Source organism: Paraburkholderia caffeinitolerans (assembly GCF_902859945.1).
Taxonomy (GTDB): domain Bacteria; phylum Pseudomonadota; class Gammaproteobacteria; order Burkholderiales; family Burkholderiaceae; genus Paraburkholderia; species Paraburkholderia caffeinitolerans.
The window spans coordinates 24,624-43,316 of the sequence record NZ_CADIKL010000020.1 but is presented as its reverse complement, the minus strand read 5'-3'; the positions used below and the strand labels follow the sequence as shown (position 1 = coordinate 43,316).

17 protein-coding genes and 2 tRNA genes are annotated in these 18,693 nt (G+C 66.7%); 14 read left to right on the top strand and 5 right to left on the bottom strand.

Annotation, left to right across the window (positions count from 1 at the left end; translation table 11 throughout):
• Window positions 1–501 precede the first annotated feature (501 nt).
• The 6 genes from HV773_RS19885 (at window position 502) to HV773_RS19860 (ending at window position 8,034) form a co-directional block, all read left to right on the top strand.
• Complete coding sequence (locus tag HV773_RS19885; RefSeq protein ID WP_129562465.1) at window positions 502–3,783, top strand: Rne/Rng family ribonuclease; 3,282 nt, start codon at window positions 502–504, stop codon at window positions 3,781–3,783.
• A gap of 189 nt (window positions 3,784–3,972) precedes the next feature.
• Window positions 3,973–5,085, top strand: coding sequence for a GTP 3',8-cyclase MoaA (gene moaA, locus HV773_RS19880; protein ID WP_129562466.1), 1,113 nt, complete (start codon window positions 3,973–3,975; stop codon window positions 5,083–5,085).
• 23 nt (window positions 5,086–5,108) lie between these two features.
• A complete protein-coding gene (mobA, locus tag HV773_RS19875; protein WP_129562467.1) occupies window positions 5,109–5,744 on the top strand; it encodes a molybdenum cofactor guanylyltransferase MobA in 636 nt (211 codons plus the stop codon).
• Between the two features lie 103 nt (window positions 5,745–5,847).
• Window positions 5,848–7,176, top strand: a complete 1,329-nt coding sequence (gene moeA / locus HV773_RS19870; protein WP_129562468.1) for a molybdopterin molybdotransferase MoeA — start codon at window positions 5,848–5,850, stop codon at window positions 7,174–7,176.
• Between the two features lie 85 nt (window positions 7,177–7,261).
• Window positions 7,262–7,537 carry a DUF3566 domain-containing protein gene (locus tag HV773_RS19865; protein ID WP_035522630.1) on the top strand — a complete coding sequence of 92 codons (276 nt, stop codon included), beginning with the start codon at window positions 7,262–7,264 and terminating at the stop codon, window positions 7,535–7,537.
• The gene (locus HV773_RS19860) at window positions 7,537–8,034 is read left to right on the top strand and encodes a GNAT family N-acetyltransferase (RefSeq protein WP_129562469.1); all 498 of its coding nucleotides are present in this window, start codon (window positions 7,537–7,539) and stop codon (window positions 8,032–8,034) included. Before HV773_RS19865 ends, HV773_RS19860 begins: the two co-directional genes overlap by 1 nt.
• 97 nt (window positions 8,035–8,131) lie before the next feature.
• Here the strand turns inward: HV773_RS19860 and HV773_RS19855 are convergent, their stop codons facing one another.
• From HV773_RS19855 to pncB, 5 genes are all read right to left on the bottom strand, one after another.
• On the bottom strand, window positions 8,132–9,643 hold the full coding sequence (locus tag HV773_RS19855) for a DNA recombination protein RmuC (protein WP_129562470.1): 1,512 nt from the start codon (window positions 9,641–9,643) through the stop codon (window positions 8,132–8,134).
• Window positions 9,640–10,629 carry a 2-hydroxyacid dehydrogenase gene (locus HV773_RS19850; protein WP_129562471.1) on the bottom strand — a complete coding sequence of 330 codons (990 nt, stop codon included), beginning with the start codon at window positions 10,627–10,629 and terminating at the stop codon, window positions 9,640–9,642. The genes HV773_RS19855 and HV773_RS19850 overlap by 4 nt, the downstream gene beginning before the upstream one ends.
• A 66-nt stretch (window positions 10,630–10,695) precedes the next feature.
• Entirely contained in the window at window positions 10,696–12,063 is a 1,368-nt protein-coding gene (locus HV773_RS19845) for a sodium:proton antiporter (RefSeq protein ID WP_129562472.1), read from the bottom strand.
• Entirely contained in the window at window positions 12,060–12,734 is a 675-nt protein-coding gene (locus HV773_RS19840) for a LutC/YkgG family protein (protein WP_175196538.1), read from the bottom strand. Before HV773_RS19840 ends, HV773_RS19845 begins: the two co-directional genes overlap by 4 nt.
• A gap of 81 nt (window positions 12,735–12,815) precedes the next feature.
• Window positions 12,816–14,018, bottom strand: coding sequence for a nicotinate phosphoribosyltransferase (pncB, locus tag HV773_RS19835; RefSeq protein ID WP_129563367.1), 1,203 nt, complete (start codon window positions 14,016–14,018; stop codon window positions 12,816–12,818).
• Between the two features lie 280 nt (window positions 14,019–14,298).
• On the opposite strand from pncB, the gene fdxA reads away from it, so the two are divergent.
• The 8 genes from fdxA to HV773_RS19795 all read left to right on the top strand — a co-directional run bounded on the left by fdxA (window position 14,299) and on the right by HV773_RS19795 (window position 18,680).
• Window positions 14,299–14,622 carry a ferredoxin FdxA gene (gene fdxA / locus HV773_RS19830; RefSeq protein ID WP_035522616.1) on the top strand — a complete coding sequence of 108 codons (324 nt, stop codon included), beginning with the start codon at window positions 14,299–14,301 and terminating at the stop codon, window positions 14,620–14,622.
• Between the two features lie 135 nt (window positions 14,623–14,757).
• Window positions 14,758–14,833: transfer RNA gene (locus HV773_RS19825), tRNA-Asn, on the top strand.
• Window positions 14,834–14,902: 69 nt separating this feature from the next.
• Window positions 14,903–14,978, top strand: a tRNA-Asn gene (locus tag HV773_RS19820).
• A gap of 129 nt (window positions 14,979–15,107) precedes the next feature.
• Window positions 15,108–15,599 carry a CreA family protein gene (locus HV773_RS19815; protein ID WP_129562474.1) on the top strand — a complete coding sequence of 164 codons (492 nt, stop codon included), beginning with the start codon at window positions 15,108–15,110 and terminating at the stop codon, window positions 15,597–15,599.
• Between the two features lie 27 nt (window positions 15,600–15,626).
• Window positions 15,627–16,520 carry an AraC family transcriptional regulator gene (locus HV773_RS19810; protein ID WP_129562475.1) on the top strand — a complete coding sequence of 298 codons (894 nt, stop codon included), beginning with the start codon at window positions 15,627–15,629 and terminating at the stop codon, window positions 16,518–16,520.
• A gap of 173 nt (window positions 16,521–16,693) precedes the next feature.
• The gene (locus HV773_RS19805; protein ID WP_129563368.1) at window positions 16,694–17,482 is read left to right on the top strand and encodes an AzlC family ABC transporter permease; all 789 of its coding nucleotides are present in this window, start codon (window positions 16,694–16,696) and stop codon (window positions 17,480–17,482) included.
• Window positions 17,479–17,802, top strand: a complete 324-nt coding sequence (locus HV773_RS19800; protein ID WP_129562476.1) for an AzlD domain-containing protein — start codon at window positions 17,479–17,481, stop codon at window positions 17,800–17,802. The genes HV773_RS19805 and HV773_RS19800 overlap by 4 nt, the downstream gene beginning before the upstream one ends.
• A 125-nt stretch (window positions 17,803–17,927) precedes the next feature.
• Window positions 17,928–18,680: a DUF4088 family protein gene (locus HV773_RS19795; protein WP_129562477.1), complete on the top strand. Its 753-nt coding sequence runs from the start codon at window positions 17,928–17,930 to the stop codon at window positions 18,678–18,680.
• Window positions 18,681–18,693 lie beyond the last annotated feature (13 nt).

Here is an 18,693-nt window from a genome sequence, read left to right as displayed (position 1 = left end):
TGGCGAGACACCCCGAGGGGGAAGACGGGCGTTTCTGAAAGCTTCCCGTACGTGGTCCTGGGCTCGATGCCCGAGGCCACAAAGCAGATCCAGCCAGCAGCGCGCGCAGTTCGCGGCTGCGGCCCATGTTCTGTCGCAATAGTGCGTGGCGCAGTTTGCCGCCAACGCACACAGCACCGACGCAAGCCGGCAATCAGCGGCTACAAGCGGGCAACAAGCGGCGACAGACGGATCGGAAGCGCAGGAAAACCGTGCCCCCCGCGCGTCTGGCCGCTATTGAAGACGTATTTCGCATGTGCCCACGCGGCCCGTCCATGGCAACGCAACGCCAGACCGGCCGCCCGCAAGGCAATTCTCCCCGCCATCGTTCCTGCTCCAGCGTGCTTGTGAAAACACAATAAGGCGCGGCTTGCCGCGACCCTCTCCCCCATGCAGCCCAGCGAAGCGCCGGGCGCCATCCAGGAACCGAGGGCCGTGCATGAGCCGCACTGGAGCCGTTCAATGAAACGAATGCTGTTCAACGCGACGCAGCAGGAAGAGCTGCGCGTCGCCATCGTCGATGGACAGAAGCTGATCGACATCGACATCGAAACCGCCGGACGCGAACAGCGCAAAGGCAATATCTACAAGGGCATCGTCACCCGCATCGAGCCGTCGCTCGAAGCGTGTTTCGTCAACTACGGCGAAGATCGCCATGGCTTCCTGCCGTTCAAGGAAGTCGCCCGCCAGTACTTCCGCGAAGGCGTCGACATGCGCGGTGCGCGCATTCAAGACGCCCTCAAGGAAGGCCAGGAACTGATCGTCCAGGTCGAAAAGGAAGAGCGCGGCAACAAGGGCGCGGCCCTGACCACGTTCATCTCGCTCGCTGGCCGCTACCTCGTTCTCATGCCGAACAACCCGCGCGGCGGCGGCGTGTCGCGCCGCATCGAGGGCGACGACCGCCAGGAACTGCGCGAAACCATGGCGCAGCTGGAACTGCCGGACGGCATGAGCATCATCGCGCGCACGGCCGGCATCGGCCGTTCGGCCGAAGAACTCCAGTGGGACCTGAACTACCTGCTGCAACTGTGGCGCGCCATCGAAGCCGCGTCGCAAGCCGGCCAGTCCGGCCAGCCGATGCTGATCTATCTGGAATCGAGCCTCGTGATCCGCGCGATCCGCGACTACTTCCAGCCCGACATCGGCGAAATCCTCATCGACACCACCGAGATCCATGACCAGGCGCGCGCCTTCATGGATATCGTGATGCCGGATAATGTCAACAAGGTGAAGCGGTACCACGACGACGTGCCGCTGTTCTCGCGCTTCCAGATCGAGCACCAGATCGAGACCGCGTACTCGCGCACCGTCCCGCTGCCCTCGGGCGGCGCGATCGTGATCGACCACACCGAAGCACTGGTCGCCATCGACGTGAACTCGGCGCGCGCCACCAAGGGCGCCGACATCGAGGAAACCGCCGCGCGCACCAACCTCGAAGCCGCCGACGAAGTGGCGCGCCAGTTGCGCTTGCGCGACCTGGGCGGCCTGATCGTGATCGACTTCATCGACATGGAGTCGGCCAAGAGCCAGCGCGAAGTCGAGCAGCGCCTGAAGGACGCGCTGCGCCACGACCGCGCGCGCGTGCAGATGGGCAAGATCTCGCGCTTCGGCCTGATGGAGCTGTCGCGCCAGCGTCTGCGCCCGGCCCTCTCGGAAGGCAGCCACGTCACTTGCCCGCGCTGCAACGGCACGGGCCATATCCGCGATACGGAATCGTCGGCGCTTCAGGTCCTGCGCATCATCCAGGAAGAGGCGATGAAGGAAAACACCGCGGCAATCCATTGCCAGGTGCCTGTCGAAGTGACCGCCTTCCTGCTCAACGAGAAGCGCGCGGAAATCAACAAGATCGAGTCGCGCTTCAAGGTCGGCGTCGTGCTGATCCCGAACAAGCACCTCGAAACGCCGCACTACAAGCTCGAGCGCCTGCGTCACGACGATGCGCGCCTCGACGACCCGCGCGCCTCGTGGAAGATGGCCGAAGAGGCTGCACGCGAGCTCGAGTCGGAGACCGGCTACAGCAAGCGCACGGCCGAAGCCAAGCCGAAGCAGGAAGCCGCGGTGAAGGGCATCACGCCCGAGCGTCCGGCGCCCACCGCGCAGCCCAAGCCCGCGGCAGAGCCGATGCCCGTTCGCGCACCGGTCGCGGCCGCGCCGGCAAGCGGCGGTGGCTTCTTCGCCTTTATCAAGCGCATCTTCGGCGGCGCGCCGGCACCGGCTCCCGCGCCGGCACCGGTCGAGCAGGAGAAGGCCAGCCGTCCGGCACGCGAAGCCCGAACCGAGCGTGGCGAGAAGACTGGCGCCGGCTCCACCGATCGCAACCGCAACCGCCGTGGCGGTAGCCGCGACGCGGCAGGCCGTGGCGAAGCGGCAGGCGGTGCACGCACCGGCCAGCCCTCGGGCCGTCGCGAGGAGCGTGAATCGCGTGAGCCGCGTGAGCCGCGCGAAGGACGTGAAGGCCGCGAGAGCCGCGACAGCCGTGAAGGCCGCGCACCCCGTGAACAGCGCGAGCCGCGCGAGCAACGCGAACCGCGTGAAGCACGCGAGGGTCGTGAGCCCCGCGCCGAACGCGAGCAGCGCATCGAACGCGTCGAACGTGGCCAGGACCGCAGCGAAGATGCAGCCGAAGCCGCCCCGCGCGGCGAACGCCAGGAACGTGGCGAGCGCCGTGAACGCGGTGAGCGCACCGAGCGTGGTGAGCGCGCCGAACGTGGCGAACGCCGCCGTCAGCAGCAGCCCGAAGCCGCCGAGGCACAAGAGGCACGCCTCGACGCCGCAAGCACTGAAGCCGAGGTCGCCGAAGCAGCCCAGGCCGCCCTCACCGACGGCGTGACCCACGCTGGCACGGATGAAGACGGCGCACCGCAAGGTGAAGAGCGCCGTCGTCGCCGCCGTGGCCGCCGTGGTGGTCGCCGCGAGCGCGATGCGGAAGGCACGCAAGGGCTCGAAGGCGCAACCGGCGCTGACGAAGGCACCGACGACGTCGCCGCTGACGAGCAGCCCGCGGTCGAACAGGCTGAACGCGTTGAAGCCGTCGTTCACGCTTCCGTCACCGAGGCGGTGGTCGCGACAGCCCTGCCAGTCGCAGCCGCCGCAGCCGCCGAAGCCACACACTCGGCTCAAGCGGAACAAGCCGTGCAAGCGCCCGCTGCGCCGGCAACCGAAGCACCGGCTGTTGAAGCACCGGCAATCGTTCCGGCAGCACCGGCCGAAACCGCGGTTGCAGCCACGCCCGAAGCGCCGGTTGCTGCGCCTGTCGCGCCCGCTGTCGAACCGGTCGCAGCCGCCACGCCGGCTCAAGCCGTTGTGGAACCGGTGGCCGTTGTCGCGACGCCGGCTGCCCAGGTCGAAGAGCGTGCAGCCGCCGAATCACCGGCGATCAGCGAGGAGCGCGTCGAAGCTCCGCAGGCAGCGGCCACCGAGCCGGCTCCGGTCGTCGCTCAACCTGCGCCGGTCGAAACGCGTGCCGAAGCTGTCGTGGCACAAGCCGAGGCCGCAGCGCCGGTCGCCGAGCCCGCGACTCAGCGTCACACGCAAGCGAGCGTTGCCGCCACGGCCGACACGCTGCGTCCGATGCTGGAGTCGGCAGGCCTCGAGTGGGTCAACACCGACGCCACCAAGCTGCGCGCCGCGCAGGACGCCGCCGCTCAAGTGGTGAAGCCCGCACGCGTGCCGCGTGAGCGCAAGCCCCTGCCGCCGGCCGACAGCGCGCCGATGCAGCAAGTGGAGACGGACCGCCAGCCCTAACCGGCCCGTGCGAGTCAGCCGGACCGGAAGTCGACCTCAGGATCGCTTCCGGCACCGGCGACAATGCCGCATCGCAACACGAAGCCCGCCTCTTTCGGCGGGCTTTTTTTTGATATATCAGCGTTCACCCTTGTCTGTGCGCAAGGTGAGGTTCAGCTAGAATCGAACCATCGAGAGAACGAACACACCATGGCCCGACGCATCATCCCTGTTGCCGACATCCGCTCGCTGCCGCCCAGCCCGGCAGCGCAGACCGTGCGCGCGCCGTCTGGCGAGCTGCTCGACGCCCTCGCGCGGCCGTTGCACGACTTGCGCATCTCGGTCACGGACCGTTGCAACTTCCGCTGCGTCTACTGCATGCCGCGTGCGGTTTTCAACAAGGACTACCCGTTCCTGCCGCATTCGTCGCTTCTCTCGCTCGAAGAAATTGAGCGTATCGCGCGGCTTTTCGTCGCGCACGGGGTCACCAAAATCCGCCTGACCGGCGGCGAGCCGCTGCTGCGCAAGAACATCGAATTCCTGATCGAGCGGCTCGCGAAGCTGCGCACGCCTGAAGGCCAGCCGCTGGACCTCACGCTCACGACCAATGGATCGCTGCTCGCACGCAAGTCGCGCGCATTGCGCGATGCGGGCCTCACGCGCGTCACGGTGAGCCTCGACGCGCTCGATGACGCCCTCTTCCGCCGCATGAACGACGCCGATTTCTCGGTCGCCGACGTGCTCGACGGCATCGCGGTCGCGCAGTCGGTCGGGCTCGAGCCGATCAAGGTCAACATGGTCGTCAAGCGCGGCACCAACGACAGCGAAATCGTGCCGCTCGCGCGCCACTTCCGGGGCTCGGGCGTGACCTTGCGTTTCATCGAATACATGGATGTGGGCACCTCGAACGGCTGGAACATGGCCGAGGTGCTGCCGTCCGCCGACGTGGTCGCACGCATCGCCGAGCACTTCCCGCTCGTCCCGCTCGAAGCGCACAGCGCCGCCGAAACGGCGCAGCGCTGGGGTTACGCGGACGGAGCTGGCGAAATCGGCGTGATTTCCAGCGTCACGCGCGCATTTTGCGGCGATTGCACGCGCGCGCGGCTCTCGACCGAAGGCAAGCTGTATCTGTGCCTGTTCGCCTCGACGGGCTACGACCTGCGCGCGTTGCTGCGCGGCGAAGCGAGCGACGAGGCCATTTCGAACACGATTGCCCACATCTGGGAACAGCGCGCCGACCGCTATTCGCAATTGCGCGGCAGCGACGCCGCTCCGGCCGTGGGCGAAGAGCGCCGTATCGAAATGTCCTATATCGGCGGCTGATACAGCGAAACATCGATACGCCGATGCCCTCCTCCTCGCCGGCCTCCGCCATCCCCACCGCTGCGCTCACCGGCCTTGTGCTCGCGGGCGGCCGCGGCCAACGCATGGGCGGCGTCGACAAAGGCCTCCAGCACCTGCACGGCCAACCGCTCGCCGCGCACGTGCTCGCGCGCCTCGCGCCGCAGGTGAGCGCACTCGCCATCAGCGCGAACCGCAACCACGATGTCTACGCCGAACTCGGCGCGCCGTGGTACGCGCAGGTCATCGCCGATACGTTGCCCGACTACCCCGGCCCGCTCGCGGGACTGCTTGCCGGCCTGCGCGTCGCCGGCACCGAATGGCTGCTGAGCGCGCCGTGCGATTCGCCGTGGCTGCCCGCCGATCTCGGCGCACGGCTAGCCGCTGCGGTGCGCGCGCAAAACACGCTCATCGCCACCGCAACCACGGTGAACGCGGCCGGCGAAGTCAGCCTGCACCCCGTCTTCGCACTCGTCCACACCTCGCTCGCTGGTGATCTCGCAGCATTCCTTGACGCGGGCGAGCGCAAAGTGCGTGCGTGGTACGCGCGCCACACGGCGGCCGAAGTGGTCTTTGCCGACGAGCGTGCGTTTTACAATGTCAATTCCTTACAGGAACTTGCCGAGCTCGACCGTGCCTGACGAGCGCGTCCGGCTCGACCGCCGCCGCCCGCCACCGGCCTGACGCACGCTCCCCAGGACGATCGCCACACCCATCCGTGCGGATGCGACGCTTCTCCACTCCATGACCACGCTTAACAGTATTTCCGGCAGCGCAGGAAGCCTTGGCCAGTTCGATCCACAAGCCTTGCCCGTCAGTGCCGCCCAGGCCATCGTGCTCCAGTGGGTAACGCCGCTCGCGCAAAGCGAGCGCGTGCCATTGCGCGATGCACTTGCGCGCGTGCTCGCGAGAGACGTGATCTCGCCGATCGACGTGCCCGCACACGATAACTCGGCCATGGACGGCTATGCCTTCGATGGCGCATCGCTGCTCGCGCAGGCTGCGCCCGCCAGCGCGACGCTCACGCTGAACGTGGCTGGCAAGGCGTTTGCCGGCCATCCCTACACGGGTGCCGTCGCGCCAGGGACGTGCGTGCGCATCATGACGGGTGCGCCGATGCCCACCGGCTGCGACACCGTCGTGCCGCAGGAGCGCGTAGAGCATAGCGGGGGTGCAGAACCCGCAGCCGTCACCTTCCGTGCCGACGCCGTTACGCCCGGCGCAAATCGCCGCCGCAAGGGCGAAGACCTCGCGCGCGGTAGCGCGGCGCTGCGCGCGGGCCGCGTGCTGCGCGCGAGCGACATCGGCTTGATGGCCTCGCTCGGCATTGTCGATGTGGCGGTGAAGCGGCGCCTGCGCGTGGCGTTCTTTTCGACCGGCGACGAATTGCGCTCGCCCGGCGAGCCGCTCGACGCCGGCTGCATTTACGACAGCAACCGCTACACGCTCGGCGCGATGCTCCAGCGTCTGAACGCCGAGCCGATCGATCTCGGCCGGGTACGCGACGATCCCGAATCGCTCGCGGCCACGCTCAAGACCGCCGCCGAAAGCGCCGACGTCGTGCTGACCTCGGGCGGCGTCTCGGTCGGCGAAGCCGATTTCACGCGCACCCAGTTGCAGGCGCTCGGCGATGTGTCCTTCTGGGGCCTCGCGATGCGTCCGGGCCGCCCGCTCGCGTTTGGCCGCATCTGGTCGGGCGGCCGCCCCGGCGCCGGGCGCGCGGCGCTGCTGTTCGGGCTGCCAGGCAATCCGGTCGCCACCATGGTCGCGTTCTACCAGATCGTGCGCCCCGCACTGATCGCGATGTCGGGCGCCACGCCGCAGCCGATGCCGCTCATTCCGGCGCGCTGCGACACACCCATCCGGAAGCGTCCGGGCCGCACCGAATTCCAGCGCGGCATCGCCGAGCGCGATGCGCAGGGCCAGTGGCGCGTCGCACCCACGGGCTCGCAAAGCTCCGGCGCGCTCAGCACGATGAGCGAGGCGAACTGCTTCATCGTGCTCGCTCACGAAAGCGCCGACCTCGATGCGGGCGACACCGTCGACATCATGCTCTTCGACGGCCTCGTCTAGCGCAGCGCCCATGACCAGCCAGCGCATCGTTCAACATGATTCGGCGTCCATCAGCGACGTCCCCTCGACCTACGGACCGATTCACATGAAAAAACAGATTTCGTTCATCGCCGCCGGGCAGACCGCGAAGGCTCTCATCCTCGTGTACCTGACCTTCAGCGTGCCGGTCGTGCTGCTCGTCGCGGTGGTCGCCTTCTTCCGCTACGGCACCTTCGAGCTCGGCACCGTGTTCAGCGCGCTGATCCTCAATGCGATCGTCGGCTTCGTGCTGCTGTGGATTGCCTGCCATCTGTACAACTGGGTCGCCGCGCGCTTCGGCGGCATCGAGATTCATCTCTCCGACGTGCCCGAGGAGGCGTGATGACGGCCACGATCCGCGCAGCCGCGCCCACCGACGTCAGCGCCATGCACGCGCTGATGTATGAACTCGCCGAGTTCGAAAAACTCACGCACGTCTTCACGGGCACGCCCGAAGGACTCGCCGATGCGCTGTTCGGCGCGCACCCGGCGGCCGAGGCACTGGTGGCCGAGGACGCGGGCCGCATCGTCGGCTACGCGCTGTTCTTCCACAACTACTCGACTTTCCTCGGACGTCGCGGGCTCTATCTCGAAGACCTATACGTGCAGCCGTCGCAGCGCGGCACGGGACTGGGCACGGCGCTGCTGCGCGCGCTCGCGGCCATCGCCGTGGAACGCAAGTGCGGCCGCTTCGAGTGGACCGTGCTCGACTGGAACACGCCGGCCATCCGCTTCTACGAGAAGATGGGCGCAACCATCCTGCCCGACTGGCGCGTGGTGCGCGTGACGGGCGATGCGCTCGACCAGCTTGCGGCGCCTGCCGAGCCGGTCGCTAGCTAAAACCGCAGCAGCATGAAAATCGGGCCGTCCGCAGCGATCTGCGGACGGCCCGATGTTTTTTTGGATGCTTCGTTGCGTGGCTCGCGCTAAACGTGCGTCACTCGTCGCCGCTATCGTTGTTCTCGCCGCTCCCACCATTGCGCAGCGCATCGCCGAGCAGGTTCGACGCGGCCTCGCCGGGCAAAGCCTCGACGTCGCGCAGCTTGCGGTTCATCACGCGCGTGCGCACTTCGGCGGCCTCGATCGAGCGCGTGACCGTCTCCAGTTGCGACTTGGTGCGCGCGAGCACTTCGCCGAACTTGCCGAACTCGGTCTTCACCGCGCCCAGCACCTGCCAGACCTCGCTAGAGCGCTTCTCGATCGCGAGCGTGCGAAAACCCATCTGCAGGCTGTTGAGCAGCGCCGTCAACGTGGTCGGGCCCGCGACGCTCACACGGTAGTCGCGCTGCAACACATCAGTGAGGCCCGGGCGGCGCAGGATCTCGGCGTAAAGCCCTTCGGTGGGCAGGAACAGCAGCGCGAAGTCGGTCGTGTGCGGCGGCGCGACGTATTTCTCGGCGATGGTGCGAGCCTCGGCGCGCACGCGCGCTTCCAGAGCGCGGCCGGCCTCCTCGATGCCGGCCGCGTCGGCACGCTCCTGCGCATCGATGAGCCGCTCGTAGTCCTCGCGCGGAAACTTGGCGTCGACCGGCAACCAGACCGGCGCGCTGTCTGAGGCGCAAGCCTCGGCACCGCCCGGCCCGCCCCGCCCCGGTAGCCGAATCGCAAACTCCACGCGCTCGTTGCTGCCCGGCACCGTCGCCACGTTTTTCGCGAACTGCTCGGGCGTGAGCATCTGTTCGAGCAACGCTTCGAGCTGCACCTCGCCCCACGTGCCGCGCGTCTTCACGTTGGTGAGCACTTTCTTCAGGTCGCCGACGCCCGCCGCGAGCGTCTGCATTTCGCCCAGTCCGCGATGAACCTGCTCCAGCCGGTCGGAAACAAGCTTGAACGATTCGCCGAGACGCTGCTCGAGCGTCGCGTGCAGCTTCTCGTCGACGGTGCGGCGCATCTCTTCGAGCTTGGCCGCGTTGTTGGCTTCGATGTCCTTCAGGCGCTGCTCGAGCGTCGCGCGCACCTCGGCGAGGCGGCGGTCGTTCGCCTCGGTCAGCTGCGCGATTTGCTGGCCGAGCACGTTGCCGAAATGGCGCAACGCCTGGCCTTGCTCGTCGCGCGCCTGTTGCGCCTGCAACTGCTGGCTCTGGCGCATGGCTTCGAGCTGCTGCGCGAAGCTCTCGAGCTGGCCGTTCTGCACGGTCGCGATGCTCGTGAGATGCGCGGCGAGCCCCTGCTGCACCTGCGTGAAGCCGCCGCCGAATTCGCTGCGCGAGGCCTGCGCGGTGCGCGCGATCTCGTTGCGCAGCTCGCGCTCGATGCGCTCGGCCGCGCGCGCCTGGGTGTCGGTCGAGCCCGCGATACGGTCGCTCAACTGGTCGAGCGCGTCGAGCGTGGCTTCCGCGTGCGCGTCGTCCTGCGTACCGCGGCGCGCGCGCAAGAGCGCGAACACCGCGATCGCCAGGGCAACCGCAAGCACGAGCGTCGCCACCGCCATCAACGGCTCCGCGTTCATGAACGCGCCTTCCCCATGACGTCCGGATTGATCGGATTGGGCGGCTGCCCCGCGCGCGGACCCTCGCCCAGCGCGGCGATCAGGTTCTCGGCGGCGAGGTTGGCCATCGCGCGGCGCGTGCCTTCGCTCGCACTCGCGATATGCGGCGTAAGCACCACGTTGTCCACCGTGAGCAAAGCCGGATGCACGCTCGGCTCGCCCTCGAACACGTCGAGGCCCGCAGCGGCGATCTGGCGCGTGCGCAGCGCCTCGGCGAGCGCCGCGTCGTCGACGATGCCGCCGCGCGCGATATTCGTGAGCGTGGCCGTGGGCTTCATCAGCGCGAGTTCGGCCGCGCCGATCGTGTGATGATTCGCCGGCACATAGGGCAGCACGAGCACGACGTGATCGGCCTCCTTGAGCAGCGCTTCTTTCGAGCGATATTCCGCGTTGAGCTCGGCCTCGATCTCGGGCGCGACGCGCGAGCGGTTGTGATAAATCACGCGCATGTTGAAGCCGCGCGCGCGGCGCGCGATCGCCTGGCCGATGCGGCCCATGCCGATCACGCCGAGCGTCGATCCGTGAATGTCCGCGCCGAGAAACATGTCGAAGGACCACTTGCTCCACTTGCCCGCGCGCAGGAAGTGCTCCGACTCGGTCATGCGTCGCGCGGCCGCCATCATCAGCGCCCAGCCGAAGTCGGCCGTGGTTTCGTTGAGCACGTCGGGCGTGTTGGTGCCCAGCACGTTCGCCGCGTTGAAGGCCGGCATGTCGAAGTTGTTGTAGCCCACCGCCATGTTCGAGACCACGCGCAGGCGCGGCGCCGCGGCCAGCACCGCCGCGTCGATTGGCTCGCCCATGGTGAGCGCGCCGTCCTTGTCGGCGAGCCGCGCCTTGAGGGCGTCGGCGGACAGCGTCTCGCCATTGTTCCAGTCGACGTCGAAATACTGCTTGAGCCGATCGATCACGTCCGGGAAGATCGGGCGCGCCACGAGAATTTTTTGCATGGGTGCTCTCCGCACTACTACAGATCAAATAAAGGTCAACTCAACGAGCTGTGCCGAACCCGCTCGTTAGACGAAAAAGAGCCAGGTCGCGACGGCGAACACCGGCAGCAATACCACGCAGGACCAGCCAAGATAGCCGAAGAAGCCCGGCATGCGCACGCCGCGCCGCTGCGCGATGGCCTTCACCATGAAGTTCGGCGCGTTGCCGATATAGGTCATCGCGCCCATCCAGACCGCGCCGGCCGAGATGGCCGCAAGCGTTTTCGCACCGCCCGTCATGAGCGCCTGCGCGTCGCCGCCTGCGAGATTGAAAAACACGAGATAGGTGGGCGCATTGTCGAGGAACGACGAGAGCAGGCCCGTCGCCCAGAAGTACAGCGCGTCGTTGGGCTGGCCGGGCGCGTCGTTCACGAACTGGATCAGCGCAGCAAACGCGCCCGCCTCGCCCGCGCGCAGCATCGCAATCACCGGCGCGATCGTCACGAAGATGCCCGCGAACAGCTTCGCCACTTCGGCGATGGGCGCCCAGTCGAAGTCGTTGTCGGCGCGAGCTTTGCGCGACACGAACACGAGCGACACGAACGCCAGCACAACCAGCCCCATGTCACGCACGAGATTCTGCAGCTCGAGGTGCACGCCCGGCAACGCCATGCCGATGTCAGGCTTCCAGACGCCACTCATCAGCACGAGCGCAATCGCGAGCGCGAGCAGCACGAAGTTGAGCTTGCCGCCGACGTACAGATCGGGCGTGTCCGGCGTCGGGTCGAGAAACGCCGCGCGCGCCTCGCCCGAACGATGGAAGTACCACGAATCGAGCGCATGAAACGCAGCAAGCAGCACGCCGCAGACGAACAGCATTGGCAGTGCGAGATGCTGCGTAGTCCAGAAGAAACCCACGCCGTTGAGAAAACCGAGGAAGAGCGGCGGATCGCCGAGCGGCGTGAGCGAGCCGCCGGCATTGGCCGCGAGAAAGATGAAGAACACCACGACGTGGACGTTGTGGCGCCGGTTGTCGTTTGCGCGCAGGAGCGGCCGGATCAGCAGCATCGCCGCGCCGGTCGTGCCCATCACGCTCGCGAGCACGGTGCCGAGCGCGAGAATCGCGGTATTCGTGCGCGGCGAGCCGCGCAGGTTGCCGTACACGCAGATGCCGCCCGATATCGTATAGAGCGCGCCGAGCAGGACGATGAACGGCACATACTCATCGAATAGCGCGTGCAGCATGAGCGGCCAGGCGGCCGCGAAACCGTGCGTCGCCGCGAACGGCAGCAGGAACGCGAGCGCCCAGACCGCCGAAATCTTGCCGAAATGCCGATGCCAGAACGTGGCCGCGAACATCGGAAAGAGCGCAATCGACAGCAGCATGCACGCGAACGGCAAGCCCCACGCGGCGGAAAGCGTTGCGCCGTCGACGACGGCCGCCTCAACCGTCATGCGCCCTTCACGACGATGACATGCACGCGATACGGCCCGTGCGCGCCGAGGACGATGGTCTGTTCGATATCGCCGGTGCGCGACGGTCCCGAAACGAAGTTGACCGCGCGCGGCAGCTCGCCACGTTCGGCGCGCATGAGCGCGAAAGCGTCTTCGTGACCGGCCACGATGCGCGACGCAGGCACGACGGCAATGTGCGTCTCGGGCAGCAGCGCGCCCGAGGCCCACGATTGCGGGCTGGACAGCAGGACCAGCGTGCCCGTTTCGGCGGTCGCGCAAAAACATCCGGTCAGGCCCACGAGATCGCGGTCTTCCGGCTTGCGAAATTCGACGCTCAATCCCGCGCCGGCCCAGTCGAACGACTCGAGCACCTTCCAGGCGACCGCCTCGGTCGGGAGTCCGAGCGACGCGAGATAGCGCGCGGCGGCAGCGGGCACATCGGCGAGCTGCTCGACTTCGTCGATGCTCGACGCCATCTTCTTCGCCTCGTCCATGAAGCGCGCGACGAGATCGCCTTCGAGCGGCGGACGTGGCCCTTGCGGATGACGCGCGAGGTAGTCGGCGACGGCTTCGCGCTCTTGCGCGGCAGGCGTCGCGTCGCGGCCCTGCGCCGCGCGGATGCGCGCGAGTATGCTGCGGCGGGCGGCCGTGGTGTCGACCTTGGAGTCCATACGCGACCTCGACAGATGAAGAAAAGCGACGCGCCGATTATACCGGGGCGTCGCTTTTCTTCTGACCTCGAACAAAGAGGCTTATTGGCCCGCGATCTCTTCTTCCGTGGGCTGCTCGATGCCGAACACCTGACGCAGATAGGCGAGATAAGCCTTGTCGTCGCACATGTTCTTGCCCGGCGAATCGGAAAGCTTGGCGACCGGCTGGCCATTGCAGCGGACCATCTTGATGACGATCTGCAGCGGCTGATAGCCGAGGTCGTTGGTGAGATTGGTGCCCACGCCGAACGCGAGGCGGCAACGCCCGCGAAAACGCTCATACAGGCGCAGCACCTTGGGAATGTCGAGCGCGTCCGAAAAGATCATGGTCTTCGTACGCGTGTCGCAACGGTTGTCCTCGTAGTGCTTGAGCAGACGCTCGCCCCACTCGAACGGGTCGCCGGAGTCGTGGCGCGCGCCGTCGAAGAGCTTGCAGAAGTACATGTCGAAGTCGCGCAGAAAGGCCTGCATACCGTAAACATCCGAGAGTGCGATGCCGAGGTCGCCGCGATACTCCTTCGCCCACATCTCGAAGCCGTAGATCTGCGAGTCGCGCAGGCGCGGGCCGAGCGCCTGGCAGGCCTGCAGATACTCGTGCGCCATGGTGCCGAGCGGCGTGAGGTTGTGCTTCATGGCGTAGTAGACGTTGCTCGTGCCCGTGAACTGCTCGCCGAGATCTTCCTTGAGCGTGAGGATCACCTCCTCGTGCCAGCGCTTCGAGAAGCGGCGGCGCGTGCCGTAGTCGGCGATCTTGCAGTCGGCGAACTCAGGCTTCGCGCCGAGCAGCTCGATCTTGTGGCGCAAGCGCTCGCGCCCCTCCTCGTACTGCGGATGCTGCTGCGTGTTGCGGAAGTAGACCTCGTTGACGATGGCGAGCACCGGGATCTCGAAGAGAATCGTGTGCAGCCATGGCCCCTTGATCTCGATGTCGATTTCGCCATTGCCCTTCGGTGAAGGCGTGACCGAAATGTACTTCTCGTTCAGATGGAAGAGCGCGAGAAAATCGATGAAGTCGCCCTTGATGAAGCGCATCTTGCGCAGATACTCGAGTTCGGGCTCGGCAAAGCGCAGCCTGCAAAGCTTCTGGATCTCGCTGCGAATTTCGTCGACGTAAGGGACTAGATCGACGTTGGGCGTACGGCAGCGGAAGCGATATTCCACATTGGCCGCGGGGAAATGATGCAGCACCACCTGCATCATCGTGAATTTGTACAGGTCGGTATCGAGCAGCGAAGTAATGATCATGATGAGCGAGGCGGCTGCGCCGCAATCGGCATGCGCCGAAGATGCCTGCATGTTACCCGAATGCGTCCGTGCCACGCCGCCGGCCCCTCATGTCGCATGCGCTCCCTTGCGCGGATCTTGATCGCGCTTACCCAACGTGGCGCATAAACTAATCACGAAACGATCTAAGAACCGCTGCGGACGTCTGGCTGAGAGAAATCGGCATCAGTTACAATATTGGTTTTGGCGCACGGCCAATCGCGCGCCCACCCCCGATACAAAGCATGCAGGAGCTGCCTGAATGACCCACGTTGTGACCGAAAGCTGCATCAAGTGCCGCTATACCGACTGCGTCGATGTGTGCCCGGTGGACTGCTTTCGCGAAGGTCCCAACTTCCTCGCGATCGACCCGGACGAGTGCATCGACTGCGCCGTGTGCGTTGCCGAGTGCCCGGTGAACGCCATTTACGCCGAAGAAGATGTGCCTGGCGACCAGCAGCACTTCACCGAGCTGAACGCCGAACTGGCAAAGGGCTGGCCGAGCATCACCAAGACCAAGGCGCCGCTGCCGGAAGCCGACGAATTCAAGGACGTGAAGGACAAGCTCGCGCTGCTCGCGCGCTAAGCACACGTTCTGCCCCTGGGGTGTCGTCATCCTGAATTCCTGCCATCTTTTTTGCAGGAATGAATAATAAGATGACGACAAGGTATTGACAGGTTGCGCCAGACCCCATAGAATCTCGTTCTCTGCTTTTGTTGATCCCCGATAGCTCAGTCGGTAGAGCGCCGGACTGTTAATCCGTAGGTCCCTGGTTCGAGCCCAGGTCGGGGAGCCAAGATTTACAAAAGCCCGTTAACCAGAACGGGCTTTTTCATGAAGTAAAAGGTTGTAGTTGTACTGCTGTTCCCCGATAGCTCAGTCGGTAGAGCGCCGGACTGTTAATCCGTAGGTCCCTGGTTCGAGCCCAGGTCGGGGAGCCAAAATATCGAAGCCGTTGCGTATCTTGCGCAACGGCTTTTTTCTTTTGCGCAGTAGCCCTACGAAGCGACCAGGATCACCTCCTCCCCGCCCTGCCCGATAATGTCGCTTCGCCATTTTCGGAACTCCGCATGAAATCGACTCGCTTCGCCGCCCGACTGCGTCCGGCGCTCGCCTTCTGCGCCGGCGCGCTCGCGCTGGGCGCCGCCCACGCCGAGCAGATCGGCAGCGTGAACACTAATTTCCGCATGACCGGCTCCGACAAGGTGGTCGTCGAGGCCTACGACGATCCCGCCGTGAGCGGCGTCACGTGCTACGTCTCCCGCGCGCGCACCGGCGGCGTGAAAGGCACGCTCGGCATCGCGGAAGACCCGACCGAAGCGTCGATCGCCTGCCGCCAGGTCGGCCCGATCAGTTTCGCCGCCCCGCTCAAGCAACAGGCCGATGTCTTCAGCGAGCGCATGTCGCTGGTCTTCAAGACGCTGCACGTGGTCCGCGTGGTCGATACGAAGCGCAACGCGCTTGTCTACCTGACGTACAGCGACCGCGTGGTGAGCGGCAGTGCGAAGAACAGCGTCACCGCGGTGCCGATGCCCGCGGGCACGACGATTCCCGTGCGCTAAACTAGGGGTGCTGGCCGGACCCTTTCCATGACCCTCTCCCGTTTTCGCGATTCCGCCCGTTATTGGCGCACGCCGCTTTTGCCCGGCGCGGATCTGCTCACGGCCGAATATCACGATCACACCTTCACGCCGCACTGGCACGAGGCCTACACGATCCCCGTGATCGAGGACGGCGCCGAGTGCTACCACTACCGCGGCGCGCAGCACGTCGCGGAAGCGGGCAGCGTGCCGGTCATCAATCCGGGCGAGGTCCACACGGGCTCGCGCGCCGTGGACGAAGGCTGGCGTTATCGCGTCATGTACGTGCCGGTCGATTATCTGCACACGCTCGCGGGCGAAATTGCGGGCCGCGCGCAGCCGCTACCGTGGTTCGACGCCGAGGTGATCCGCGACGCCGATCTCGCGCGCCGGCTCTCTCGCGCACACCAGTTGCTGGAGGCGGATGCGGACCGTCGCCGTACTGAGTTCGCGCTGGTGCCCAATGCATCCCATGCACTGGACGCGCCGCAGCCCGACCTCCTCGCCGTGGAAGGCGCATTGCTCGACGCGCTTTCCACGCTCCTGACCCGCCACGCGCGCACGCGCGAAGCCCGGCTCGAATCCACCGCGAACGAGCCGCGCGTCGAAATCATGAAAGCGCTGCTGGCCGCCGATCTCACCGAGCCGCTGCGCGTGGCCGATCTCGCGCAGGCGGTCGGCCTCTCGCCATTTCATGCGACGCGCCTGTTCACCCAGGCCACGGGGCTGCCGCCGCATGCGTGGCGCACCCAGTTGCGGCTGCAACGCGCGCTCGGGCCATTGCGCGCGGGCGCCTCGGTTGCCGAGGTCGCCGCCGCGAGCGGCTTCACGGACCAGAGTCATTTCACGCGGCACTTCCGCCGCATGTTCGGCGTGCCGCCCGGCCGCTGGCAGGCCAACTAGCTGCCCGCTGCCGGATCCACGGCGCACGGCCCCCACCACTGGCGACGCCGCAAGAACGTACAAGCCGCACGCGCCGCTTCCCGCTATGCTGGCCTCCCAATCTGGAGACTCGCTTGACCCGTCACCCCCATCGCTTCAAGGAATTCGTCGCCGGCGCACGCGACACGATCCCCATGATGATCGGCTCCGCGCCCTTCGGCGTCATTTTCGGCACGCTCGTCACCTCGGGCCCGCTGTCGCTCTGGCACGGCCAGTTGATGTCGCTCGCCGTGTTCGCGGGCTCCGCGCAATTCATCGCGCTCGGGCTGATCGCCGCGCACGCGAGCTTCGCGGTGATCTGGGCCACCACGCTCATCGTGAACCTGCGTCACGTGCTCTACAGCGCGACGCTCGCGCCCTATGTCTCGCATCTGCCGATGCGCTGGCGCCTCGTGCTCGGCGGCCTGCTCACCGATGAGGTGTTCGCCGTCTCCTGGGCCTACTTCCGACGCCATGCGCCCGGCGATGTCTCACCGTGGCATTTCCTCGGTTCGGGCCTTTCGATGTATCTGAACTGGCAGCTCTGGACCGCAGCGGGCCTGCTGTTCGGCGCGGCCTTCCCGGGGCTGCAGTCGCTCGGGCTCGACTTCGCGATGGTTGCCACCTTCATCGCCATCGTCGTGCCGCAGCTCGTGGCCGTGCGCTATCTGGCCGCCGCCGCCACCGCGGGCACGCTCGCCTTCTTCTGGCAAGGCTGGCCGTACAAGCTCGGCCTGCTTGGCGCCGTGTTCGCGGGCGTGGCCGTGGGCGTCGCGCTCTCGCTGCCGCGCAAGCCGCGCGCGAGCGCGGCAGCCGGGGACACCCCAGCCGCCCAAACCACCCCCGCTGCCGAGGCTGCCGGCCCGGTCGGCAAGAGCACGAGCGAGGCAAGCGCCGCCTGTCTTTCCTGTCACGATGCGCACACCGCTGGAGGCCGCCCATGAACTACGTCGTCCTGATTCTCGGCATGGCCTTCATAACCGTGGCAGTGCGCACCGCCGTCTTCGTGCTGGGCGATCGGCTGGTGTTCCCGCCGATCGTGCGCACCGCGCTCGGCTTCGTGCCCGTCACGGTGCTCACCGCGATCATCGTGCCGATGGCCGTGTCGCCGCACGGCCAGCACGCCGAGCTCACGTGGCGCAATCCGCAGCTCGTCGGCGCGCTCGCGGCCATCGCCGTGAGCGCGCTCACCAAACGGCCGCTCCTCACCATAGCGGTGGGGCTGGGCGTGTTCTTCCTCTGGCAGGGGGTGGTGCTGCGCTGAGGCTGCTGGCTCCCGTCCGGTCCTGTCTGCCCCGCCTCAAGTTTCGCCCCGCTGCGCCGATAAACCGTCGAGGCCTGCATTGGCGCGACAGACAGGCACCGCGAGGAATACACGGGGCAACCACAATGGGGCATATCACTCTCACTCTCAAGGACGAAACGCTTGCGTCGCTGCGCAAGGATTTCGATGCGTTCCTGCGCGTCTCGCTCAAGCTCGACCCGCAGTTCCTCACGCCGTCGTTCGAGGACTTCCTGCGCGCGAAGCTGCTCGACAACATGACGCCGCTCACCGAGCAGGCCGTGCAGCGGCTTTTGCAGGGCGGGCAGTACGCCTGGGCCAAGCGCACGCTCGACAAGGAGTTCCCCGAGGTCGTGTCGATCCTGCTGCGCCAGGCGGGCGAATTCGGCTTTGGCTTTGCGTCGCGGCCCGAATGGACGCCCGACGAGCGCGCGAAGCAATGCCGCGAGTGGGCTGCCGCGATCGTCAGCGAGGCGGATGCCGGGGAGGCGCTGATCGACCCGCTCGCCGCGCAGATCCAGTCCGGCGTGCAGGATATCCAGATGCTCGAAGAGTCGATGCAGACGCCTGCGTGGCGGCTCGCGGAGTCGGTGCGCCAGCGCGTCTACGAAGCGAAGATCGGCTGCGAGCAGGCGAGCGGCAGCCTCGCGCGCGAGCGTCTGGGCGAGCTGCGCGGCCTGCTGCGTCTGGCCATCGCGCACGGCACGTTCCAGAAACAGGAGGCGCAGCAGATCATGGAATATCTACGTCTTTTGAAGCCGGAAATTTTCGTCGAGGAACCCGACGACGTGTTCACGCGCCTGGCCGCCTGGCTGCGCAACTTCTTCGTGCCGCCGCCGAAGAATCAGGCGCGCGGATAGTCCGCTCAAGGCG